The following is a 24,901-nucleotide window of genomic DNA, read 5'->3' on the forward strand; positions in this document are numbered from 1 at the left end:
TATCGGCTTTAAAGGAAACCGAAAAGACAAAAGAATCGTTTTTCAATCGAGGCGTTTACTTCTTTTTCTCAAGAATTCTATTTTCGATATTCTTCTTATCCATAGAAGAAATCTCGAGTTCCTTTGCAAGGTCGTCTAAAAATTCTTTTTCCTTTTTGGTGAGAGCACCGTCCATCGAAACGATTACACACGCGTCTTCATAAAAACCAGCTGCCATAATCGGATTTCCTTCCGAAAAATTACGAACCGTTTTTACTGGAAGAGGATTTTCAAACACTTCCGACAATTCTCCGATGATAGAAGTTTTTTCGCTCTGATGATCAAAGAAGATACAACCTTCTTCGAAAAGTGCTTTTACCATCTGTCCGACAAGACTTCCTTCTTTTTGATGAAAAATTCCGTCGGCCATACAGGAATAAGACCAGATGCTGACTAGAACCTTTGCATAGTTCATCTTTAAATGGAATATCTCCTGCTCCGGGTTCATTTCTTCTCTGAACTTCTCATAGAATTCATGCCCCGGCAGAACTTTACTTGCAAGGGATGAAAGATTTTCCATTGGCATCGGGGGTTCCTCCAGGTTTTCAGAAAATTCTATCCGAACCATTGATTTTGCAATGAAAATCCGAAAAGAAAGACGTTGATTTTGACCTAAATTTTAAGAACCTGACTTTTGTGAACTCTTCTTCATCTCATAGAAATATACTAGTTACTTCGGCTCTTCCTTATGCAAACGGTCCGATTCATTTAGGTCACGTATTAGAAGGAATTCAAACAGACATTTGGGTTCGATTTCAAAAGGCAATTGGAAACGAATGTTATTTTTTCTGTGCAGACGACACGCATGGAACCCCCGTAATGTTAGCGGCGCGTAAGGAAGGGATTACTCCCGAACAACTTATCGAAAGAGTAGGACAAGAACATTATAGAGATCTAACTTCTTTCGGAATTGAATATGATCATTATGATTCCACACATTCGAAAGCGAATCAAGAAATTTCCAAAGATATTTATCTGAAACTAAAATCCAAAGGTCATATCTCGAGAAGAAGTATAGAACAGTCATACTGCGAAACAGATAAAATGTTTCTTCCAGATCGTTTTATCAAAGGCACTTGCCCCAATTGTAAATCCAAAGATCAATATGGAGATAATTGCGAAGTTTGCGGCGCCACTTATAGCCCTAAAGATTTGATCGATTCTCACTGCTCTTTATGCGGAACTTCTCCAGTGGTTAAAAACTCGGATCATATATTTTTTAAATTGGGAGATTTTCATAAAAAAGACGAAAAATCGACTTCATTGGAAACGATCAATCCATCCCATCTAAAAACTGATTTTGATTTACAATCCTGGATAGAAACGAGCGGGGTTGTTTCCGAATCAGAAGGTGTTAAAAAGAAACTGAAAGAATGGTTCGATGCAGGACTACAAGATTGGGATATTTCCAGAGACGGCCCTTATTTCGGTTTTGAAATCCCAGATGAAACAAATAAATATTTTTACGTTTGGTTAGATGCTCCTATAGGTTATATGGCTTCTTCCAAAAACTTTTTTGAAAAGAATTTTCCAAACGAACCGAACAAGTTTGATTCCTTTTGGAAAAACAAAAACTCAGAGATCGTTCACTTTATCGGTAAGGATATATTATACTTTCATACTTTATTTTGGCCAGCTATGTTAGAAGGTAGCGATTATAGAGCTCCTTCTAAAGTTCACGTTCATGGTTTTATCGGTGTCAACGGTGAAAAAATGTCCAAATCAAGAGGAACGTTTATCAAAGCAGAAACGTTTGTAAAATATCTAGACCCTGAACATCTTCGTTTTTATTTAGCCTCTAAATTAGGCCCTGGAATGGATGACATTGACCTTTCCTTTGAAGACTTCATTAACAAGGTGAATTCCGATCTCGTAGGGAATTTGATCAATTCCGTTTCCAGGGTTTCTACTACTATTTTAGACGCATTAGACAGAACATTAGGAGTCGTTTCCAAAGAAGGTCTTGCTCTAATAGAAGAAATCTTATATCAAACTGTAAAATTCGGTCCAGGCGAAGACTCAATTCAAAATATTATAAAATACGCATACGATCAAAGAAATTACGCTAAAGTTTTGAGAGAAATTACACGTCTTGGAGATAGGGTAAACCGTTATGTCAACGACAATGCTCCATGGAAACTCATCAAAGAAAATCCGGAAAAAGCAAGAGAAGTTGTAACTGTAACCTTAAACGCAAGCCGATTTCTTGCGATTTACCTTTACCCTGTGGTTCCTAAAATTTCAGAACAGATTTACAAGCTACTGAATTTACAGGATTCTCCTTCGTTTAAGGATTTAGATAAAAACAGAATATTAGAAAATATCAAAGTATTACCTTACGAAATGATTTCTAAACGAGTAGATGAAAAGGCGATCAAAGTTATGTTAGAAGAAAATAAACAATCAGAACATTCTAAAAAAGTAGAAACTTCCGAAAATCCAGTTCCAGAAGAACGACTTGAAATTTCAATAGACGACCTTTCTAAAGTAGAATTGAGAGTGGGTCAAATTGTGGAAGCCGGCCCGGTAGACGGCGCAGATAAGCTCGTAAACGTAAAAGTGGATCTAGGTGAACTAGGAATCAAAAATGTTTTTGCCGGAATTAAAGTCGCTTATCAACCGGAAAATTTAAAAGGTCTAAAGGTTGTGGTCGTTGCCAATCTCAAACCTAGAAAAATGAAGTTCGGGATTTCCGAAGCGATGTTGCTCGCTTCCGGTGAAGGTGAATCTTTAAGTTTATTTATACCTCATAAGGACGCTAAACCGGGAGATCGATTAAAATAAACGACTTGTTTGGAAATTGTATTAGAGTTGTTAGAAATTAATTCTCCATCTGTTTCCGTTGTATTAAAATGGATGATAGTTGAAGTAGTTTTGCTAATTATCCACTATGGAATTTTTCAACAACTCTAATATAGGTTCTGCCGTGATTCATTTTTCTGAAAAAAGTTAGAATCTGAACTTTACAGATCGATTCTTCAAATATGGGAACTACCACAATTTATAAAATAAAAGTTTATAACCATTCAATCTGTCGTATTCCAGTGCAGGAACTACCACAAAACTTAGATTTATCTATAAATTGATGTAGGAACTATTACAAACCACGATTTTACGGACAAATTCTAAAATTGTAGGAACTCACTTTTAGAAAATTTTTTCTTATACCGAACTCACGTTAGATAATTATTCTTTAGAAATTTTTAATAAAATGCAGTAGTTCCTACAAATTTCGTGTAGTTCCACATTTTGTGAAACTCAATCGGGTTCGGTTCTCAGCGTCTCACTTCTTGAACTCGGCAAAACACTTACTGAATGCCAATTCTTAGGTCGCGTTCAAACTCAGCAACACCTCTTTAAACTCAAGGCATCGCTTCTATGAGCGCTCGACAGGATTTGGGACAAGCTTTAAAATTTATCGTGCTCAATTTTATAGAAATCAGTAGTTGTTCCGACAATAACTAAAAACAAAAAAGGATTGAATTTTTTAAAAATAAATCCGGACAAAAATCATTCAAAATAAGATACAATACTAATAATTTACTCCTTTCGGATTATATAAAAATTTACAACAGATTCTTGCAGTCTAAATTTCAACCCAGTAAACTTTAGTTCTGGAACAAATTCAAAATAAGATTATCAAAAAATGAAAATTCGGATTGTATGTTTTAATCGAAACCAGAATATTCCATTCCGGAAAACAAAACAATAAGACAATCTTCTTTTAAACTCTGGAATTCATTTTTAACATGCCTTTACAATTAGATATAACCTACAGTTTTCAAAGACTCTTAGAAAAGAGCAGGAACATAGACGGGCGACTCGTCTCAAGACAACTCACGCATATCGTAGATTCTTTTATACTTTCCAAATTTGAAAGTTCAAAAATCGGATTAAAGTCCGGAGACGAACTCTGCATCGTAGCAATGGGCGGATATGGAAGAATGGAAATGGCACCTCATTCTGACATCGACCTGTTGTATTTACATAACGGAATCAAAGAAGAAAGATTAGAAACGATTATTTCCAAGATCAACACTTATCTATACGATTCTGGAAAAGAAGTCGGACATTCCTGCAGAACAATTAAAGAATGTTTTCGATATTTAGATAATATGTCTACTTATCACGCGTTTTTAGACGCCCGTTTTCTTGCTGGATCAAAATCTTTATTCGAAAAATTTAAAACAAATTTTCTGGAAAAACTTCCGGTAAAATTAACAAAACGTTATAATGAAATCAAAGAAGAAATTTTAACCTCTCGGTTTCTCAACGAAGAGCGTCCGATTTTGTTAAGCGAACCGAATCTAAAAACAGACCTTTGCGGGCTTCGAGATATACAATATATGTTTTGGATGGAAAAACCGTTTCGCAATCTTCCATCCTTAAGTGGACTATCTATACTTCCAGCCTTTCAAAGAGGAGAAATTCAACTTCTACAAGAAGCTTACGATTTTATTCTGCGTGTAAGAATTGCAATGCACACAATCACTTCCAGGAAAACAGATCGATTAGATCTAAATCTTCAACAAGAAGTTGCGGAATACTTAGGTTACGGTAAAAAAGAAGAACTCTCCTCTGTCGAAAAATTTATGCACGTATTATATCGCCATCAGAAGAATATTTACTTTATCATCCGTACTTACTTAGATTCCATTCTTGAAAAAAGAGGAAGTTCAAAAGGAGAAAACTTTTCCTACGAAGATCTTAATTTTTTTAAAATAGGAGATACCGTTTTTCCTCCGACAACCGGAACATTATTTACAAATCCGCATACGATTTATAGAGACGTTATGCTTTCTTTCAGGATGATTCAAGAAAAGAATCTACAAGTTTCCGGAACTCTATTAAACGAATTTAGGTTTGCGTCAAATTTTCTGGACGACGATTTTAAATATTCATCTGAAGTAAATGAGGAATTTTTAAAAATCCTGAGAACTCCCTCTCAAAGAGGAAGAATTTTAAAATTAATGCATGAATCCGGAGTTTTAGGAGCGATTCTACCCGAATTTGGCGCTTGTACCAACTTTCCATTATTCAGTTATCACCACGAGTACACTGTAGATGAACATACATTATTGATTTTGCATGAACTCGATCTTCTAGATCGAGGAGAATTTCAAGACGAAGAAATTCAAAAAACCTACAACGAATGTTCCAAAATCGAACTTCTGGCACTTGCAATTTTATTACACGATGCAGGTAAAGTAAAAGAGGGGGACCATTCCGAATACGGAGCGGAGTTAGTTGTATCTCTAGGAGACAGATTAGGACTTGATGAAGAAGATACGGACTTATGCCGTTTTTTAGTTGAAAAACATACTCTCATGTCGGAGTTGAGCTCTAAAAGAGATATAGGCGATCCAAAATTGATTCTTGACTTTGCAAAAATTGTAGGAAGCAGAGAAAGATTAAGAAAACTTTATATTCTTACCGTAATCGATACAAAGTCTGTTGGGACAGGAGTACTTACCAATTGGAAAAGTGCAATCTTAAATACACTCTATCAAAATACAATTCCCTATCTTGCAGGAGACTCTAAAGATAATTTCGAAGAAACAGGACCTACTCGAGAAATTCAATTAGAAAATCTAAAAAATTACCTAATCGACAAAGAAGACTTAAACGAAGAAATTTCTAAATCTATCGTCGAGTTCGCCAATCAAGTTGTTCCATCCTCTTATCTGAATACAGTATCTAATCGCAAAATATTAAGAAATTTTAAATCGATTGGAATACTCGCGCAAAATCCTACTTTTAAAACAATCTTTGAAACAGAACAAGATCCAGCGTTTGTTACGATTGATGTCGTTACATCAAATCAGCCAGAAATTCTCCTGGATCTATCCTGCGCCATTTCTTCCGAAGGGTTAAGTCTTTTAGGAATGAAAAGTTATGCCCTCGGAGAATATTGGATCACGACAGTCCAATTAACCGATTCGACCGGAGGAGGAAATATTCCACAAAACAAACTGGATCGAGTCGAAAACAAACTCAAATCAATCTCATCCGGAAATTTAAAACGAGAGAGTATCGCGTTCCAAAGAACGGATTGGAATCCTAGAAAACCAGCACCTGAAAGTATCGTCAATCGTTCCATTCAATTTTATAACGAGGATCTTCCAGACGTAACAATTATGGAAGTTAGAATGCCAGATGTTGTAGGTTTGGTTTATAGAATTCTTCAAATTATTCTTTATCTAGATCTTAAGGTTTGTTACTTGAGAGTTTCTACCAGTGCCGACTATGCGTATGATTCTTTTTATCTGCAAACATCTAATGGCTGCAAGCTGGAAGATCAGAACTTACTTTTGAAATTAAAAGAAAAAATTCTCACCATCCAGCTCGGAGAGCAGATTTTAGAAGAGGTTTCTATTTAAACGGAAAATTTTTTTGATTCAAAAACTAAAATACAAAATGTTTTTATATCTTAATTAAAAAATCATATCCAATTTCAATTTCTTCTTTTGTTTTTATAAATAAAAGAGAGGGTCTTTCGAGATTAAAATCGGAAAATTGAATATTCACTTTTCCAAATATACGAATCTGACCCACCCCATTTGGCTCAACTTTTCCAGAAGATTGAAAGTCGCGAGTAAATCCGTGAATCGAAAGTTTACCACGAATTAAATACGTTTCACCAACGGCTTCGGCGGATTCTACGACAACTATAATTTCCGGAATATCAGGATAACCTAAAATTTCCATGATATGAGAGTCTCTGTTTTCATCTCCCGAATGAATTTTCAAAATCGGAATTTTAATTGTAAAAGGAGAATTCAATTTATAAACGGTTCCGCTCGTTTGAATTTGAGGAGAATCTACTTGTATCTCCTTACAAGCTCCATGAACTTCTTTCATAGGATGAATTGCTAAAAAAGTGATTTCTTTTTTAAGGATCTCTGAAGCGTAACTTTGAGACGTAAAAAAAATCAAAAACGACAAAACGAGTTGGTTAAAATGTTTCATATATATTAAAATTCCTTAAAATGTAATTACAAACAAAGACAAAGTAAAGGCTCCAAAACCCGCCCATCCTACTTGCTGCATATCTCTCGCCGCTTCAGGGCCATGTTTCTCGATCCTTTGTCCCAAAGAAGGTAAAATCAACATTGCCGCTAAATGTAAAGGAATCAAAGCCTTATGAGCGAAGATGGGGCTATAAATATTTACACCCGAATCTTCCGAATCTACAACTCTTTGAGGAGCAAAAAAAGCTAAACCAGCAGTTAGAAGATACATTCCAAAAGTAGAATATGCTAATTGTTTGTGAAAACTTCCAGAATGTTTCGCTTCCCATTCTTCATTAGATTTTAATGCAAAATATAAAGGAAAATTATTAGCGGGATCTTTAAAAAGAAAATACGTGGCGGCGATACTATTCTGGTCTAAACCTTGAAACAAAGAAACCGAATAAAGCGGATCATTGTTCGAATACTCAGGACGTGTAAGAAGCAAAATTTTAGCATATTCATCCGACTTTCTATATAAACTGTCTTTTGCCTTTTCACCTTCCAAATTTGTAGCTAACCAAAGTCCTAATGTGATAAAACCCGAAAGTTGATGAAAATCTAACATCTTTCTTCGAATTAAAATCTCTTCCTTAGTCGTTTTAGAATTCGTCTTTGACGAAATCGCAGGAGTTACAGATTGAGCGTCTAACGTATTCCAGACGAAAAAACTCGATAATAACAGAATAAAAAACCTTTTTCGAATCATAATAAAATCCTTATTCTATTTCAGTTCTTGGAGAGTATAAAGGGAAAATTTCTATTACACAACAAAATTCTACAGATTTTTTCGAAATGATTGATTTAGGAATTTCTTTTTCGTCTACAAAAGAATGGATTCATAAAATGATATTGAGTAGTTTTATTTAAGAAACTTTCATAAAATCCAAAGATAACAAAGTTTTTGAAAAAACCATACCTACTATCAACAAATTAATTCTTCAAAAAATATAATATACATTCTCTCGATAATAAATATGCCTACTTTTGTTTTATTCATATTTACAAAATTGAATATCTAAACGTCTATTCCAACAAAGTGTCTCTTCACGTAAGTTCAATAGAATCAATGCGAAAGCAAATCATTTGGGTTGGATATTCTATTAAGTAGTTCCGAATAATTATTATCCTTTAGAACTCAGAAATATATAAAGCAGATTCTATATTCTAACTTTTGAATGTCACGATTTTAGAACCGGCATCCCTTCGAGCCCTTGGCGAACCGTCAATAAGGGAGAATAACCTAAATCTTTTTTAGCATTATCTATTTTAATCGTACAATCTCTGGACATGATACTTGCGCTAAAACGGGTCAAAGGAGGTTCATTTTTAATACCAAATAATTTCCAAACCGCTTCGACAATTCTTGCTAAAAAACGAGCAAACCATCCTGGAATCGAACGATTTGGCGCCGTTACCTTCTGAGTCGCTAGTAGAGACTCTAAAAAATTACGAAAATTGAATATTTCATCATCCGTTACAAAATAAGCACTACCGCCTTGACCTTTGGTAAGAGCCAGTTCAATGGCATGTACTAAGTTATAAATATGAGTTGTACTAGTTAGAGCTTTTCCGCTGTCAATCCAAGAAAATTTTCCTTCAGCAATCATCTTCAAAAGAATTGGAAGAACCGTTTTATCTCCCGGCCCCCAAATTAAACGAGGACGAATTGAAAGCGTCTGCATCTCGGAAGAATTGGCTTTTAGTACTAATTTTTCTGCTTCGGCTTTGGTTTTAGAATAAGGAAAAGGAGAATTTTCCGGATAAGGATAAGATTCATCTATATCGATCATCGGTTGTCCGTAAAAAAGTGCCGCTTCGGTTCCGATAAAAATAAATCGTTTAACACCCGCTTTGCGAGACGCCTCTAAAAGCTAAGCAGTCCCCTCCACATTTATTTTCCAAAAATCTTGGAAAGGTCCCCATTGCTCCACATAAGCCGCACTATGAATGACCACGTCGATCCCTTGTAGGGAACTTGGATTTACCGAATTAAGTTCACATCGAACCGGTTTTCCTCCTGCGTTGGATATGACTAAATCCGTTTTTTCAGATCGAGACATCGCTAAAATAGTATGTTTTTTTGATAAGGTCCGGGTTGTTGCTTCTCCTACAAAACCGGACGCTCCTGTTATAAAAATTTTCATTTCTTTGCTCTCCTTAAATATAAATAATTTATTATTTTCTAAAGTTTATTTATTATATTAATAAATATTGATTTTCTAATATTAATTAATATATACAAAGCTATTGGTAGAGTTTTCGATGCTACTTTTTAAAAGCAATCTTTATAAAATCTAAAATAAATGCTCGTATAGTCAGCTTTTTGCATAAAATCTTTGTTTTGTGACATTCATCAAATGGAAAACCCATTTTTTATAGGTCTCAAAAATTCTCCGGTCCAATGAATAGAAATCCTTTGTTGCAAGTTTTAACAAAACGTGTTAGTTCCCACGGATTACGTCTCTTTAGAAACGTTACCCTTTTAGACAATTGTAAGAGTTTCCACATTTTAAGTTTTAAGACAATCTCTTAAAAAACGCAAAATTGACAACTTTCTAAAAGTAACAACACCCTCATAAATATTCAGAAAGTTCAAAATCAGATTTTGGGAAGTTTACAAGTTTTGTATATGTGCAAAAGTAAGTGAAACTTAGAACTGATATTTATTCTTATTCAGAACGATACAACAGAGCATTTAAAATTTCAACTGAAATGGTAATTACATTCAAAATTTATGATACTCTATATGCGTAATTACAAAAGGATCTATATTTTATTTATCTTTAATATTAGAATGAATCTCTACCAGAACTTATCTCAAAATGCTGTATCTTTGCCTAAAGTGCCAATCCCGACTATTCTAAGATATTTTTGAAATAGCTTTTCTTAACCATTAAAAGAATAGGTAAACTTGACTTTCATTCTCTGAATTTTATAAGAATCAAACCGGTCCCCCTTCTCAATTTTATCTTAAATTTCAATAAATGATTTCATAATTAACGAACTTCCAATTAAAAAATTGGACCCAGAAAATAAAAATTAGGTCGAATTATTATTTAAGGTTCATTTCAATTTTCGTTTTAATTGGACCTGAAAGAGGTTTTTACTTGCTTTCCGCAGTTTCTATACGCAATCCGATTTTCTCTTGGATGATGATGGCAGCGATCATTCTTTTTGGATCAATTGGTTTTTCCAGGATGGGTGTTTCCCAAATGCCAGACGTAGACTTTCCGGTTGTAAACGTTTCTCTTACTCTCACCGGAGCCAACGCACAAGTTATGGAAACAGACGTCGTAGACCCAATCGAAGAAGTTCTTATGACCGTAGAAGGTGTCACCGAAGTTAGATCGATTTCCTCAGACGGTTCTGCTGCGGTCACCGTGGAATTAGAACTGAGTCGAAACGTAGACGTCGCCGTTCAAGAAATTCAAACAAAACTCGCTCAGGTCTCCAACAAACTTCCGGAAGAAATGGATCCTCCTGTTATCACTAAATCCAATCCAGATGATACCCCAATTATCTGGGTTTCCCTCACCGCAGTCGATAAATCTGAAAAAGAAAAAATGCTCTTCGTAAAGGATTTTCTTAAAGATAAATTCCAGAAAATTCCAGGTGTGGGTGAGATCATTTTAGGTGGTTACGTTGATAGAACCATCAATGTTTATTTAGATCCGACCCAACTTTCCAGAAACGAAATCGCGGTAGACGACATCGTAAACACTTTAAAAGAACAGAATTTAGAAGTCCCTTCCGGAAGGTTAGAAAATAGAACAAACGAAATCAGTCTTCGTGCCGTTGGCGAAGTTCCTACTGCGGAACAATTTGGAAACATATTTTTAAATTCAAGAAGCGGCTCTCCCCTTTTTAGATCGATTCGTTTGAAAGACATTTCGATCGTAGAAGACGGGTTAGGCGAAGTTCGCAGAATCTCTAGATTTAATGGTATTTCTGCGGTTGCAATCGGTATCAAAAAACTCAAAGGAGCAAACGCGGTTCAAGTAGGCAACCTCGTTAAAGACAAAGTCAAAGAATTAAAACCGAAACTTCCAAAAGGTTATGATCTTACCATTTCGAACGACAACACAGGTTATATTCGAGACAGCGTAAATGAACTGGAATTTACCCTAATCTTTTCAGCAATCCTTACCGGTTTTGTTTGTAGATTGTTTTTAGGAAACTGGAAGAGCACCGGAAATGTTCTTCTTGCAATTCCTACTTCCGTGATTGGAACCTTTTTGTTTTTATATTTTGCTGGTTTTACAATTAACACATTTACTATGTTAGGTTTATCACTAGCAACAGGGATCGTTGTAGATGATGCAATCATGGTTCTAGAAAATATTACCAGACATAGAGAAATGAAAAAGTCCTGGTTTCAAGCCGCCCTGGAAGGAGCGACTGAGATTCGATTTGCCGCTCTTGCGGCAACGTTAGCCGTCGTTGCTATCTTTCTTCCTGTCGCTTTTATGAAAGGAATTATTGGAAGATATTTTTTAGAATTCGGTGTTACAATCTCTGTTTCAGTTCTCCTTTCCCTTTTTGAAGCCTTAAGTTTTACTCCCATGCGTGCTTCTTTGTATGCGGAAAATAAAAAAAAGAACGATAAGAAATCTATCTTTTCTGTAAGTGCTCACGAAATTTGGAATCGATGGATTTCAAAAATTTCTATTTTCAAAAAGATGGATCCGATTATGGAACGTTTTTTAGAATACATTACTATTTTTTATGAACGTTCTATCGACTTCGTATTAAAATTTCCTCGTTGGATTGTATTCGGTTCCACCATCTTGTTTATTGGATCTCTTGGATTTTTTTTCCTCTTAAAGAAAGAATTTATTCCTCCTCAAGATATGGGACGTTTTATCGTTCGAGCTAGACTTCCTTTAGGTTCTTCTTTACAAAGAACTGACGAAGCCATGAAAAAAGTAGAACAATATCTGATCCAAAGAAAAGAAATAGAAAAGTATATTTCTAACATAGGTGGTTTTGGAGGAACGGAAGCAAATACCGGAATGTTTTTTATTACGATGAAAGAAATGGGACACAGACCTAAAAATCCTAAAACAGGAAAAGAAATCACTCAAGCCAGCTTATTTAGTATATTAAGAAAAGATTTAAAAGAATTAGTTCCGGAAGCTACATTTTCGGTACAAGATCTTTCTCAAAGAGGGTTTTCTGCGGGAAGAGGTTACCCCGTGGAACTCGTGTTAACTGGTCCTGACTGGAATACGTTATCCTCTCTTTCTGTAAAAATTTTAGATAAACTCAAAGAAAGTAAAATTCTACTAGACGTGGATACAGATTATGTAGCAGGACAGAAAGAACTTAGACTTGTAACAAACCGAGAAGCAGCCGCTCTGAGAGGAGTAAGCATGGCTAACGTTGGAAATACCGTCGGAACATTGATGGGAGGAAAAAATGTAAGTCGTTTTACAGAAAACGGTCGGAGCTACGACGTTAGAGTCAAAATTCAAAGGGAAAAGGGAGAAACCATCTCGGTTATTCCCAACATTGGAGTTAGAAACACATTTGGAGAATTTGTAAAATTAAAAGAAGTTATAAATATCCAAGAAAAAGAAGCTCTTAAAACGATTACTCGAATCAATCGAGAAAGAGCGATCCGAGTATTTGGAAACCCTGCTCCCGCTTTGGGTCAAAACGCTTCTACGGAAAAAGCATTAGAAATTGCTAAAGAAATTCTTCCGGAAGGATATTCGGTTGCCATGACCGGTTCTGCAAAAACTGCAAAAGAATCAGGTAACAGCCTAACTCTTGCTTTATTATTCGGAATTCTACTTTCTTATATGATCCTTGCAAGTCAATTCAACAGTTTAAAACAGCCTTTGTATATTCTACTCGCAATGCCTTTTAGTTTTACAGGTGCGTTAGTCGCTCTTTATGTATTTGGACAATCTTTTAACATGTATAGTTTTATCGGACTCATTCTTCTTTTAGGGTTGGTAAAAAAGAATTCCATTCTTCTCGTAGAGTTTGTAAATCACGTTCGCTCTACCGGAAAAAATATTCAAGAATCGATCCGAGAAGGTTGTCCAATCCGTTTAAGGCCTGTGCTAATGACTTCTTTTAGTTCTATCGCCGCAGCAATTCCGCCTGCGTTGGCGTTAGGGCCAGGAGCAGAAACTAGAATTCCAATGGCAGTGACCATACTAGGTGGTATGACCCTTTCAACTTTGATTACACTTTTAGTGGTTCCAGCTGCGTATTATTTAGGAGAAAAGGAGGTAAAAATTCAACCAAAGATCAATAAAATATAAGTTTAAAGTAGATCCAATTAAACGATTAGGTGTTACTTAGAATTATATAATAAAATGCTCAATACTTTGTAATAAAAATTTATGACACTTAATTTTACAGAAATCATAGTAGTTGAATTTCTTTTCAGAAAATTACATTACGAGTATTTCTTATCTGAAATAAAATTTTTACAAAATTGTTTGAAGTTGATTTTCTACAATTCTTATGTAGAGTCTATTTTAGAATTAAAGATTATGAATATTTAATAATAGAGGGACTACGAAAAAATTCACAAACATACAGGTACAATATAATTGCGGAAGTTCGGCAGTTTATTATAAATTTTCAAAGTATTATAAGTTTATACTTTTTGAAATTTTAGGATAAATTTATGATTTTTTCAAACCTGCTCTTACGCCCAATGAATCAATAATTATATGGATTCATTTTTAAATTTAGGACAGTGTTCGTTAAGTAAATTTTTATAAAATAGAATTAGGTAGTTTTAATGGGGTCTCTAAAAAATTAATTACTCTTTATTTTTTTATTACTCAGAATTATACAATAAAATACCTAATATTTTTTACTCAGAGGATATTGAAGTCATCAAAACTTATAAAAATTTGGGAGCTCATACATTCTAAGTTTTGGAACAAACTCACAGAATTATTTCCATGAAAATAAATAGCAAATTCAAACAAATAAATCTTTATAGATTAGAAATAAATAAACATATTAATATACTAATATATTCTTTTAAAAAAATAACTCGAAAGTTCAAAATATTCCCAGAAAAATTCTATAAAATGAATTTAAAATTTGATGATAGTCGCAAAATGAAACTTTCATGTAAAAATTTGATTGGACAGTTATTTTTTTTAGACTTTAGAAGGATTGATTTCAAAAACAATTTGCAACTTAAAAACTTTTTCTGTTACCAAATTTATCTTTTATCCTTATATAAATTTTGGGACGAGTTTTCAAATACACATCGGATTTTTTCTGTAAAAAAAGAAAATAAATTTAAATTTTTTTCCAATTTTGGAAATTTCTGGAACATAAAATCCGAAAAGGCTATTTCTTTAAAAAAACTTAAATCTAAAATTATGTACACATTTTCAATAAATACATTTATAAATAATTATAAACTTATATTCTATAACATAAATTCATTATTATTCCAAAAACATAAAGTATATTACAAAAAGAAACCGAATGCAAAAAAAGTTTTAAAACTCCAAAACGTTTTTTTTACATTCATTTCTTTTTTTATATTAGTGTTTACATCTGAATGCACGGACGATTCCGGAATTCGAACAGGAGACGGAATTGTTGAACCCAGACTGGAAGAAGTAACCGGGATAACTACCGAAAAAATCAAAAGTATTTTACCTGAACAAGAACTGACTATAGATGAATTATATGCTTTCGCTGTAGAAAGAACGGAAAGAATCGCTCTCAAGGAAGAAGCGATCCAACAGGCCGATGCTCAAAAGGCTGCCGCGTTCGCCTCCTTTTTTCCCTCTTTATCTTTAGTGTATAATAAATTTTATAGAATTCCAGGGCCAAATTCCCATTTTAATCCTTTTTATACAGAACCAAATCCCCTCACCGGAAGCTCTTCTACAACAAGCAGCCTCCCGCCCACGGTTGGCCCTGGAACGAGATTACTTTTGAGTATTCCAATCTTAAACGGAGTAAGTCAATATACTACTTATAAAGCCTCTGGCGCTTTAACCAACGTGAGACTGAACGAAGCTCGCTACGAATCAGGAAGACTTTATCTAGAAATTGCACAAGCATATTATAATGTTCTACAATTAAAAGAAATCATTCTTTTAGAAGAAAAAAAGACTGATTTGGTTCGTAAAACAATTCAAGAAAGAAGAAGACTTTTTTCCTTAGGAAAAATTACTAGAGCGGACTTAAGTGGAGCCGAGGCTGATTTCTCCAGATCCGAAGCATACTTAGAAGATTTTAAATATCAATTAAAACAGGCGGAAATGGCGCTGGAAAGCCTTATAGGAGCTGGAGAAGGTGGTCTACGATTAGCAATTCCTAAGGAAGTAATTTCCATTCCTAAAAACTTATTACCCGAAGAAAGAATCGCAAAACGATATGACGTAATCGCTGCAAAAGAAAATCTAAAGGCAGCGGAATTCAATCTGAAAAAAGCCTGGGGCGGGCATTTACCTTCAGTTACATTAAACAATTATTATACAATTCCAGAACACAACACAACCCCAAATAAAGATATTACGATGCAACTATCTATCAACGTGCCTCTATTATCCGCTGGAATCGTCACAGCAGGAGTTAAACAGGCAGAATCTGCATTAAGACAAGCAGAACTACAATTGTCTCAAACAAAAAGGATTGCGACTGATGAAATTCGAAAGGCATATGAAAGCTCCTTAAATTCCGCTCGTTTATTATCCTTATATTCAAAAGCCCGCAATTCTGCAGAATCCAACCTAAGTTCTCAGAGAAGAGGTTTCAGTTTTAAAACAGTTTCCCGTCTTGAACTTTTAGTATCAGAAACTTCTTTTTTAGATTCCGAAATTGCTTATAGAAAGGCGTATTATCAACACTCTTTGAATACGATTTGGTATTCAGTTGCAATTGGCGAACTGCCAAAGTTAAAAAAATTAAAAGAAGAGGATAAGACTACAAATTAGTTTTCTTTGATGCTTGACATCTCTTCTCGATACTCTTAATTATTGGGCATAATTAGAGGTATAAACTCAATGATTATCAGCAATTACTTTCAAGACAATGAAGATCTCAAACTCGTTTTTAACCAGTTGATCGATTGGAAAGAAATCATTCACGCGTACGAACATAAATTCGAAGACGCAGAAGAATATAAAAAAACCGGCAATGAAAGATTGGCTTATGCACCTTCCAATGTTGAAGAAGCAATAGAATATTATAAATCCGTTTTAGAATCTTTAGGCGAAATTATGGGAGAATTCGTAGCTCCTCGCAGCAAGGAAATGGATCAAATCGGACTTAAATATGAAAACGGAAAAGTGATTTTTCCAAAGGCACAAGAAGAATGTTATAACACTCTTCGAGACGCTGGTTTAATGCCGGTTTCGCTTAGTAGAAAATACGGCGGCATGGGACTTCCTGCAACGGTTCAATCTTTTATGATGGAAGTTGCTGCAAGAGCAGATGCGGCTTTTTGTCTCTCATACGGAAATATAAACATTGTAGAAATTATGGAAAGATATGCTTCTTCCGAAATGTGCGAAAAATGGATTCCGGAAATTTCCGCAGGAAAATACAGCGCGGCAATGGCACTCACAGAACCAAACTATGGATCAGATCTTCCTAATGTTCAAACAAGAGCCACTCAAGATGCTAATGGAATCTGGAGAATTAACGGAGCCAAACGTTTTATTACACACGCTTGCGGTTATATTAATGCACCTTCCGTAATTCTTACGTTAGCGAGAACAGGCTCGCCCGAGAGTGGTGCAAGAGGTTTATCTTTTTTTCTCGTAAAAGGAAGCGACGTACATATTGCGGGTGTTGAGCATAAGTTGGGGCTTCATTGTTCTCCCACTTGTGAAGTAGTTTTTGATAATTCTCCAGGAGAACTGATCGGTAAGACTGGATATGGACTCGTAAAATATTCAATGGGAATGATGAACGCTGCCAGACTTACAATTGCTACTCAATCTTTGGGAATTGCAACGGCCGCCTATTACGAAGCTAAAAAATACGCCTCTGAAAGAATTCAATTCGGAAAACCAATCGAACAAATTCCAGCAGTAAGAAAAATTTTGGATCGTATGGAAAGAGAAATTTTAGCTACCAGAGTTCTAATTGCTGAAACCGGAAAGGCAATCGATCTTTATCACTGGCCGAAAGAACATCTTATCAAAATAGAAGGTAAATCGGAAAAAGAAGTAAATCAGAATGAATCCATTCGTCGTTGGGAAAAACTTGCAGACCTTTTTACTCCACTAAGTAAGTATTACGCTTCAGAAGGATGTGTTGCAATTGCATCGGACGCATTACAAATTCATGGTGGAAGTGGTTACACTGAAGACTACGACGTAGCTCGAATTTATAGAGATAGTAGAATCACTACGATCTACGAAGGAACAACCCAATTACAAATCGTCGCCGCAATCGGAGGTGTTGTATCCGGAATGTCTCCAACCGGACAACTCAGACAATATTCGGAAATGGAACTTTCTAAATTCTCCGCTTCCGAAGACCTCAAAAAAGTTTGGAAAGATTTAGATACAAGTATAGGACTTTACAAATCCATTCACAACGGAGACTTAAGGGATTCTTTAGCATTTGAAGTTGTAGAAATAGCGGCTCGTTTTCTATGCGGGCTTCTTTTGGAAAAATCTTTGAAAGTGTTAAATGGAAAAGAACTCGAAAATCGAAGAACGATTTCTCAAGCCTATAACTTGGATAGTATAGCTATCACTAGCGCGAACTTGATCAAACTGGAAAGAACTTCTAAACAAGCGATTGCAGTTTAACACAAAATAAACTCCTAGGCAAATCCTTCGCCCGATGATTGGTTTGCCTTTGTATTAATTTGAATATAATAAAATTATTAACTAATTTTAGTTTATTTTAAAAAAAATTTTATGACTTCTTAAGTAGATAAATTCTTACTAATCGAGCTTTTCTGTTCATTCTTTAAAATAGAATTGTTGAAAAATTAATTCTCCATTTGTTTCTATTTTATGGAAATGGGGCAATTGAAGCAGTTTTGTTAATCGGAACTAGGGAATTTTTCAACAACTCTAATGTAGGAACTATTACTTTTTAAACGATCAGAAAAACAAAAAACCGCTCGCTCAAAGAAGTTTGTAGATAAAGGTAAAAGAGACATTGAAGAAAAAAAGATTTTACGAATCTAATTTATAAACTTAGTCGACTACCGCAAATAATAAAACTACTCCCCGAACTATACAAATAGAGTGCCAAAATTTTGCTTCTGAACAAGAATTTATTTCAAAATTTATGGTACTTGATTGTATAGAAATCAGTATTTAACTTTCTTCTCACCAATATTATTGCAATAATGATTTTTATAAATTGTAAATGTTCGAACTCAATACAATCTAAGTTTCTAAGTAATGAATAACGTATTATTACATTCAATATAGTCTCTAGTTTCAAAAACTTGTCCTCGAAAAAAAGAAACTTGTCTGCTCCAAGCGTTACATAGTAGAATTTTTAAAATTCTACATTACACAACGGATTTGTTTTAAAATTTATAGTGTACCATTTATAGGGATCAACACTAGAATAAAATTATAATTTTCCTGGAAATATCTTGATAAATAACGCTTCAAACTCTTAATAAAATAAAAAAGAGCAAAAAATACCAATGACCTTAAAAGACTCAAAACCGGAATTAATTAAATTATACTCTTCTCTTGGAAAAATTATTACCTCTTCATTAGAGCAGCAAGAAGTACTAAGCGCAGTAATGGAAGAAGTTCGTTTATTTTTTAGTCCTAAAAATTGGAGTTTGATGCGTTACGATGAAAATTCGGAAGAATTATTTTTTCTAATAGCGGAAGGAATACAATTCAATCATATTAGAAGCATTCGATTAAAGTCGGGAGAAGGAATTGCCGGTTCAGTTGTCCAAACAAAGTCTCCGATCTTTGTAGAAAACGTAAAAAATGATCCTAGATTTTCCAAAAAAGTCGACGAAAAGACAGGGTTTGAAACAAAAACGATCATTGCGGTCCCAATGATATTCAGAGGAGAGGTTCACGGAGTTATCGAATTAGTAAATCGTTTTGACGGATCATCTTTCTCTCCTGAAGATTTAGTCATTCTTCAGACGATAGCCGATTTTACTGCAATTTCGTTAGCACATTCAGATCAATACGAAAAAACAAAGATACTTGCGTTTAGAGATTCATTAACTGGAGCGTTTAACCGTAATAAGTTGAATCATCTCAAAGAAAAATGGTCTAACAGGACAATGGAAAACCAAATTGCGTTAGTCGCTCTTTTAGACTTAAACGGTTTTAAAATGATCAACGATACTTATGGCCATAAAACGGGAGATCAAGTGCTTTGTTATTTTGCAGATATTCTTCGCTACGTAATTCGTGGAACGGATAAAATATTCAGAATCGGAGGAGATGAATTTTTAATTTTAGTACGACATGAAAATCAGGAAAAAATACTCCAAACCCAAAATCGATTTCGAGAAACAATGTCCGTGCTTCTAAAAAAATGTAAGGAGAACGATCCTCCTTTTAATTTTACTTGGGGAATGTCGATCGGCTCTATTCAAAAACTAGATGAGTTGATACACGAGGCGGATTTATCTATGTATGCATCCAAAGGATGATCCAAGATTTATCATTCTTCATAATCCACAAACAACATGTAGTATCTAATCTTCAAGCTGTCATAAATCTATTAGAAATTCATTATAAATATCTAAAAGATCAATGCGAATGCAACCCTTAAGTATTACTTGCGTAAAAACCCATATTATTTTTACGTATATGGATAGAGTAAAGACTCATTTTTAAGCGTCTTCATAGTAAAAACTCCGAAAAAAAATTAAGGAATATCTCCGAAAAATTCGATCTCTCTGTTTAAAAGAATTCCAGACGTTTGATAAACCCTATCGACAACTAAATCAATCAGATAATGTACATCGGAAGCGGTAGCCGTTCCTAAATTGACTATAAAATTACAATGTTCAGGAGAAATCTGAGCACCACCTTTGATCTGACCTCTCAAACCAGCTTGATCAAGCAATTCCCAAGCTTTAATTTCTTTTCCATCTTCACGAAAAACTTTGGGATTTTTAAAAACAGAACCCGCGCTTTTTTTATTTTCGGGCTGAGAAGAGTTTCTTCTATCTCTTTTATCTTTTAAAGAAGATTCAATCTCTTCTAAGTTTCCTTCTTTAAGAAGAATTTCAATTCCTAAAATAATGGAATCTTTTTGATTTAAAAATTCGGTAAATCGATAACCGTATTTGATTTCAGATGGTTTACGAACAAACACTTCTCCGTTTCTCAAAAATTCAACGGATTCAATCAAATCAAAAAGTTCTCCGCCGTAACAACCAGCATTTTGAATCACTGCTCCACCGGTCCAACCTGGAATTGTACTTAAAAACTCTGCTCCCGTATAACCAAGCTGAGAAATTTGACGAAACGTAGGAGTGGTATTGGTCGCGGCCCCAATTTTAAACTTTCCATCACCTAAAGATACAAACTCCTTAAATTTACCGGACAAGCGTAAAGTAACAAAATTATCAGGGTGATCCGAAATCAAAAGATTAGAACCTCCCCCTAAAATTTTCCAAGGAATATCGAATTTAGAAAATATGTGCAAGATTTCCGAAACTTGGGAAGAAATTTCGGGTTCGACAATTACAGGACAAACACCACCAATTTTGAAGGAAGACAAAATCCCCAATCTAACTTCCGAACGAAAAGGTATTTTAGAAGATTCTAAGGTATGTTTAAAATCCCGAAGTTGGGATTCGGAAAGAACAGGAGACATATGAATAAAAAATGAACTTCCCCAATTCTCTACCACAAAAAAAAGAACTCAAGGAAAATCTGAAATCGGATCGATCTTAAAGAAAGAGGTGATTTATGTTTTTTCTATTGTTAGAATCCATTTATCTCGACTTTGCATCCGGACGGACTGACTGGGAAACCTACTGCGAATCCGTAATTCTATTGGCCCAAGACCAAGAAAAACTGGCCGGATTTGTATAAAAAAATCAAAAAGAAAACCGAATAAAAGTGACGCATGTTCGGATATGTTTCTTTAAATTTTAAACCACCGACCACCAGAACTCAGTATTATCGGGTTGAAGCACAATGATCGACAAATAGGTTGTGCCTCAACTTTAGTTAATAAATTTCAAAAAAGATAAATCAGAAGTTTATTAACTAAAACATAAAATCATAACGAAGTTAGCGAATAATCAAATCAATCTTTTACAAAAATATTTTATAAAAGTATAATAAAAAAAATTTCTAAAATAGAATTTATATAAACTAAAAATATTTTTTTGAACGTTAAAGTGAAATCTGAGCCCATAAGCCTTGTTTTGAGATAGACTTTTAAATTGTTACAACTTATTCTAAAATTCTTATGTATAAAACTTTAAAAAACGTGAGTTCGGCGTAAGAGAAATTGGAAAATTTTTTCTAAAAGTAAGTTTCAAAGTTTGACCGTAAAATCTAGATTCGTGAGAGTTCCCACGGATTAAGTCACATTATGAATTTTTAAATATTCGTTTTTTGCGATTGGAATTCGTATGAGTTCCTACATTTTCAAAATTTAATTGTAAAAAATAGATGTTGTGATAGTTCCACATTTTATTTTTATTAGAGTTGTTGAAAAATTCCATAGTGCCGATTAACAAAACTGCTCCAATTGCCGATTTGCATAAAATAGAAACAGATGGAGAATTCATTTTTCAACAACTCTATTGAAAAATTAGGTTTTATAAAATAAATTTCAACCATCTAACTCACGTTAAAAGTGAGGAATTAATTGAATCGTTTATCTCTAAAAGAACTAGAAGAAATCAAGAGACGTTGGGAAGCTTCTACTCCCGGACCGTGGAAATCATTCATTGAAGGTAGAGATCATACTTCAGGTTCCGATTTCATTCGAACATCAAAAAACGATATAGAACTTTCTGGAGCATCACTTGCAGATCAGGATTTTATTGCAAACGCAAAACAAGATATACCTCGTTTAATTGCGGAAATAGAACTTCTATGGAAAATTATGCCTAATATTGAATAGAGTTGTTGAAAAAAATCTTTTCTACTATTAGAAAAACAGAAGAACGTTAAATCCTTCAATAGCTCTAATAAATATTTTAGTCAAATATATATTAGAATATTATTATAAATAAACATCATTGAAAACTCCACCCAACTAAAACTTTACGAAAGGTTTGGAAGTTTCCATCTTTAAAAACTCTACAATCTTATCGGAAATTACTTCCTTAGAAAAAGGACCAATTTGAGCGACTTTCCCAAAAGCGGAATAAATAAAAACCGTAGTATCGACTTCGCCAAAACCTTTTTCATTCTTGCCCACGTAGTTACCAATGATATAATCTAAATTTTTATTTTTCAGTTTGTTTTGAGCGTATTCTTCTAAAAAATCCGTTTCAGCAGCAAACCCAACCAAACAACAACCGGAAATCTCTTCTTTAGCAATTTTAGAACTTACCGTTTTTAAGATATCTGGATTTTTAACTAGTTCCAAAACAAAAGTTTCGTTTCCTTCTTCTTTTTTAATTTTAGATTTTTCACTTTTTGCAGGCCTAAAATCTACAGGAGCCGCCGCCATAATTAGGATCGTATCCGTTTGAATCTCCGCAAGAACCGAGTTGCAAAGATCGGATGTGGTTTCTACAGCAATACTTTTAGAACCCTTAGGATTTTTATAATTTTCTAATACTTGACCGTGTATGTAAACGACTTCAGAAACCCATTTAGAAACAGATTCGGCGATATGAAAACCCATCTTACCCGAAGAAGCGTTCGAAATATATCGCACAGGATCGATCCATTCAATGGTCGGTCCAGACGTAATGATTGCTTTGGAAAATCTCACTTTAATTTCTCTGAATCTAAAAATTTCTCTGGTATAAATCTAAGATCATTTTTTGTATTATAGAAATTTCGGCTAACTTTCCATATCCTTCGTCCCCACAGACAACTACCCCCTCAGAAGGATCCGCAAGCGTCACACCGTCTTCGATCAATCGTTTTAGGTTTCTTTGAACTGAAGGATGAGCATACATAAAAGGATTCATAGCAGGCGCGATAACCACAGGACAATTCGCCGCAAGATAAGTAGAAGTGACAAGATCATCCGCAATTCCGTTCGCCATTTTACCGATTATGTTTGCTGTGGCGGGAACAATCGCAATGACGGACGCGGAATTTTTTGCGTCTATATGAGCCATTCCTTGTTCATATTCATCCACACGCACTTTTTTACCGGTTAAAGCTTCAAACGTAATCGGGCCCACAAACTTAGTCGCGTTCGCCGTCATAATTACGCTTACTGGATAACCTTCCTTAGTAAGATTTCTTACAAGTTCACACGTCTTGTATGCGGCAATACTTCCCGAAACAGCAACGAGTATTTCTTTTTTAAGATTAGACATAAACGTTTCCGATTCTCATTTTTTAGACTGAGCTCGATTATTTAAGCTAACTCTTGTAAAACGAACCGAAAGAATTTTATTACCTTCCATTTTCTCAACGGTAAGAGTTCCTGTTTGAAGAGAAATTGTAGAACCTTCTTCCGGCATATCTTCTAAACGACCTAAGATAAAACCTGCAATCGTACGAATATCTTTGATCTCTTCTTCTTGGACTCCTACAAGAATTTCTTTTAGATCGTCTAACTCCGCTTCGCCGTCGATCGTAAAACTGTCTGAATGTTGAGTAGGGAACGGATCCGTCTCATGATCGTCCGTTTCATCTCGGATCTGTCCAAAAATTTCTTCGATAATATCCTCTAATGTAAGAAGACCCGCAACTCCACCGTACTCATCTATAACGATCGCCATGTGTTGTTTGTTTTCTCGGAGTTTTTGCATCACCTTTTCTATCGAAAGACCTTCGGGAACAAAAATCGGAGGTTGCATAATTGCGGTAACTTTTTCTTTTCTACCTTTTTTAGAATTAGACAACCAAGTAAGATACGTCTGAACGTGAATGATTCCAATAATTTTATCTGTACTGCCTTCATAAATAGGATATCTAGAAAAATGGTGTTCTGCAATGATAGAAATCAAAGAATCCATAGAAGTATCATGCGGAATCCCAATGATACTCAAACGATGAGTCATCACATCCTTTGCTTGATGTTCTGAAAACTGAAACGTATTCTGAATGATTTGAAATTCTTCCTGATCGATCTTACCTTGTTTGTTTTGCTCTTCTATGATGATCATCAATTCTTCAGGAGAATGCATCATTCTGCTTTTGTTTGCTTCGATTCCAATCAGCTTCAAAAGAAAAGATGTCATTTCATTTAAGAAGAAAGTAATTGGATAAAATAGATAATAAAAGAAGAATAAAGGAATGCTAATAAAAAGTGCAATCGTTTCCGTGTTCTGAATTGCTACTGTCTTAGGAAGAAGTTCTCCTAAAAGTATATGTAGAAACGTAATAATCGTAAACGAAATAGTAATCGCCAAACCGTGAACAGTTGCTTCGTTTGCGGAATAGCCAAACATTTCCAAAAGAAAAATAAGCCATCTAGAAACGTAACCTTCCCCCACCCAACCTAACAAAAGACTGGCGATGGTAATTCCTACCTGACATACGGATAACATGTCATTGAGTTTTTGAGCCGCGCGTTTGGTAATAAATGCAAGAGGTTTATTTTCCTTGATCAATTCCTCTAAACGAGAAGGACGAATCGAAACCAAAGCAAACTCTGCGGAAACGAAAAATCCGTTCGCAAATATAAGTAAAACGATTATAAAAAAGCCGATTAATTCCATTGTAGGAGAAAGATCAAATTGGATCTAAGAATATGTGGGTTTAGGACAACCTTTGAGTTTAGAAAGCGGA

15 protein-coding genes and 1 pseudogene are annotated in these 24,901 nt (G+C 34.7%); 8 read left to right on the top strand and 8 right to left on the bottom strand.

What is annotated here, in order from left to right; genetic code table 11:
* Window positions 1–55 precede the first annotated feature (55 nt).
* Window positions 56–559: a tellurite resistance TerB family protein gene (locus BW942_RS16545; protein ID WP_375156404.1), complete on the bottom strand. Its 504-nt coding sequence runs from the start codon at window positions 557–559 to the stop codon at window positions 56–58.
* A gap of 116 nt (window positions 560–675) precedes the next feature.
* Between BW942_RS16545 and metG the strand changes: the two genes are divergently transcribed.
* Together metG and BW942_RS16555 are read left to right on the top strand one after the other, a co-directional pair.
* Window positions 676–2,823, top strand: coding sequence for a methionine--tRNA ligase (gene metG, locus BW942_RS16550; RefSeq protein WP_001089002.1), 2,148 nt, complete (start codon window positions 676–678; stop codon window positions 2,821–2,823).
* 965 nt (window positions 2,824–3,788) lie between these two features.
* Window positions 3,789–6,419, top strand: coding sequence for a bifunctional uridylyltransferase/uridylyl-removing protein GlnD (locus BW942_RS16555; protein WP_001130948.1), 2,631 nt, complete (start codon window positions 3,789–3,791; stop codon window positions 6,417–6,419).
* 43 nt (window positions 6,420–6,462) lie between these two features.
* Here the strand turns inward: BW942_RS16555 and BW942_RS16560 are convergent, their stop codons facing one another.
* The 3 genes and pseudogenes from BW942_RS16560 to BW942_RS16570 all read right to left on the bottom strand — a co-directional run bounded on the left by BW942_RS16560 (window position 6,463) and on the right by BW942_RS16570 (window position 9,196).
* The gene (locus BW942_RS16560; protein WP_000680192.1) at window positions 6,463–7,008 is read right to left on the bottom strand and encodes a YceI family protein; all 546 of its coding nucleotides are present in this window, start codon (window positions 7,006–7,008) and stop codon (window positions 6,463–6,465) included.
* Window positions 7,009–7,023: 15 nt separating this feature from the next.
* Complete coding sequence (locus BW942_RS16565) at window positions 7,024–7,758, bottom strand: hypothetical protein (protein WP_000619825.1); 735 nt, start codon at window positions 7,756–7,758, stop codon at window positions 7,024–7,026.
* Between the two features lie 472 nt (window positions 7,759–8,230).
* Window positions 8,231–9,196 (bottom strand): annotated as a pseudogene (locus BW942_RS16570) (NAD-dependent epimerase/dehydratase family protein).
* 963 nt (window positions 9,197–10,159) lie between these two features.
* On the opposite strand from BW942_RS16570, the gene BW942_RS16575 reads away from it, so the two are divergent.
* The 4 genes from BW942_RS16575 (at window position 10,160) to BW942_RS16590 (ending at window position 19,659) form a co-directional block, all read left to right on the top strand.
* Complete coding sequence (locus BW942_RS16575; protein ID WP_000947424.1) at window positions 10,160–13,327, top strand: efflux RND transporter permease subunit; 3,168 nt, start codon at window positions 10,160–10,162, stop codon at window positions 13,325–13,327.
* Between the two features lie 786 nt (window positions 13,328–14,113).
* A complete protein-coding gene (locus BW942_RS16580) occupies window positions 14,114–15,985 on the top strand; it encodes a TolC family protein (protein WP_001049415.1) in 1,872 nt (623 codons plus the stop codon).
* Between the two features lie 69 nt (window positions 15,986–16,054).
* Window positions 16,055–17,815 carry an acyl-CoA dehydrogenase family protein gene (locus BW942_RS16585; RefSeq protein WP_000587238.1) on the top strand — a complete coding sequence of 587 codons (1,761 nt, stop codon included), beginning with the start codon at window positions 16,055–16,057 and terminating at the stop codon, window positions 17,813–17,815.
* Between the two features lie 860 nt (window positions 17,816–18,675).
* Entirely contained in the window at window positions 18,676–19,659 is a 984-nt protein-coding gene (locus tag BW942_RS16590) for a sensor domain-containing diguanylate cyclase (RefSeq protein ID WP_000172726.1), read from the top strand.
* A 218-nt stretch (window positions 19,660–19,877) separates the two neighbouring features.
* On the opposite strand, the gene murB is transcribed toward BW942_RS16590, so the two are convergent.
* Window positions 19,878–20,834 carry a UDP-N-acetylmuramate dehydrogenase gene (gene murB, locus BW942_RS16595; RefSeq protein WP_001978935.1) on the bottom strand — a complete coding sequence of 319 codons (957 nt, stop codon included), beginning with the start codon at window positions 20,832–20,834 and terminating at the stop codon, window positions 19,878–19,880.
* A 95-nt stretch (window positions 20,835–20,929) separates the two neighbouring features.
* Between murB and BW942_RS22010 the strand changes: the two genes are divergently transcribed.
* Window positions 20,930–21,055 carry a hypothetical protein gene (locus tag BW942_RS22010; RefSeq protein WP_000465702.1) on the top strand — a complete coding sequence of 42 codons (126 nt, stop codon included), beginning with the start codon at window positions 20,930–20,932 and terminating at the stop codon, window positions 21,053–21,055.
* A 787-nt stretch (window positions 21,056–21,842) separates the two neighbouring features.
* Entirely contained in the window at window positions 21,843–22,100 is a 258-nt protein-coding gene (locus tag BW942_RS16600) for a hypothetical protein (protein WP_001081088.1), read from the top strand.
* 135 nt (window positions 22,101–22,235) lie between these two features.
* Here BW942_RS16600 and BW942_RS16605 read toward each other — a convergent pair whose 3' ends face one another.
* The 3 genes from BW942_RS16605 to BW942_RS16615 are packed head-to-tail and all read right to left on the bottom strand — an operon-like array spanning window position 22,236 to window position 24,831.
* Window positions 22,236–22,922, bottom strand: a complete 687-nt coding sequence (locus BW942_RS16605; protein ID WP_001212530.1) for a phosphopantothenoylcysteine decarboxylase — start codon at window positions 22,920–22,922, stop codon at window positions 22,236–22,238.
* Between the two features lie 16 nt (window positions 22,923–22,938).
* Window positions 22,939–23,481, bottom strand: coding sequence for a phosphopantothenoylcysteine decarboxylase (locus BW942_RS16610; RefSeq protein WP_000067295.1), 543 nt, complete (start codon window positions 23,479–23,481; stop codon window positions 22,939–22,941).
* A gap of 15 nt (window positions 23,482–23,496) precedes the next feature.
* Window positions 23,497–24,831, bottom strand: coding sequence for a hemolysin family protein (locus BW942_RS16615; RefSeq protein ID WP_000420145.1), 1,335 nt, complete (start codon window positions 24,829–24,831; stop codon window positions 23,497–23,499).
* Window positions 24,832–24,901: the final 70 nt, after the last annotated feature.

Origin of the sequence: Leptospira interrogans (assembly GCF_900156205.1) — a bacterium.
Taxonomy (GTDB): Bacteria; Spirochaetota; Leptospiria; order Leptospirales; family Leptospiraceae; genus Leptospira; species Leptospira interrogans.

Coding starts and splice junctions, on each gene's coding strand:
- BW942_RS22010 (WP_000465702.1), top strand. CDS start 20,930: ATGTTTTTTCTATTGTTAGAATCCATTTATCTCGACTTTGCATCCGGA.
- murB (WP_001978935.1), bottom strand. CDS start 20,834: ATGTCTCCTGTTCTTTCCGAATCCCAACTTCGGGATTTTAAACATACC.
- BW942_RS16585 (WP_000587238.1), top strand. CDS start 16,055: ATGATTATCAGCAATTACTTTCAAGACAATGAAGATCTCAAACTCGTT.
- BW942_RS16615 (WP_000420145.1), bottom strand. CDS start 24,831: ATGGAATTAATCGGCTTTTTTATAATCGTTTTACTTATATTTGCGAAC.
- BW942_RS16580 (WP_001049415.1), top strand. CDS start 14,114: ATGAATTTAAAATTTGATGATAGTCGCAAAATGAAACTTTCATGTAAA.
- BW942_RS16555 (WP_001130948.1), top strand. CDS start 3,789: ATGCCTTTACAATTAGATATAACCTACAGTTTTCAAAGACTCTTAGAA.
- BW942_RS16545 (WP_375156404.1), bottom strand. CDS start 559: ATGGAAAATCTTTCATCCCTTGCAAGTAAAGTTCTGCCGGGGCATGAA.
- BW942_RS16565 (WP_000619825.1), bottom strand. CDS start 7,758: ATGATTCGAAAAAGGTTTTTTATTCTGTTATTATCGAGTTTTTTCGTC.
- BW942_RS16610 (WP_000067295.1), bottom strand. CDS start 23,481: ATGTCTAATCTTAAAAAAGAAATACTCGTTGCTGTTTCGGGAAGTATT.
- BW942_RS16590 (WP_000172726.1), top strand. CDS start 18,676: ATGACCTTAAAAGACTCAAAACCGGAATTAATTAAATTATACTCTTCT.
- BW942_RS16560 (WP_000680192.1), bottom strand. CDS start 7,008: ATGAAACATTTTAACCAACTCGTTTTGTCGTTTTTGATTTTTTTTACG.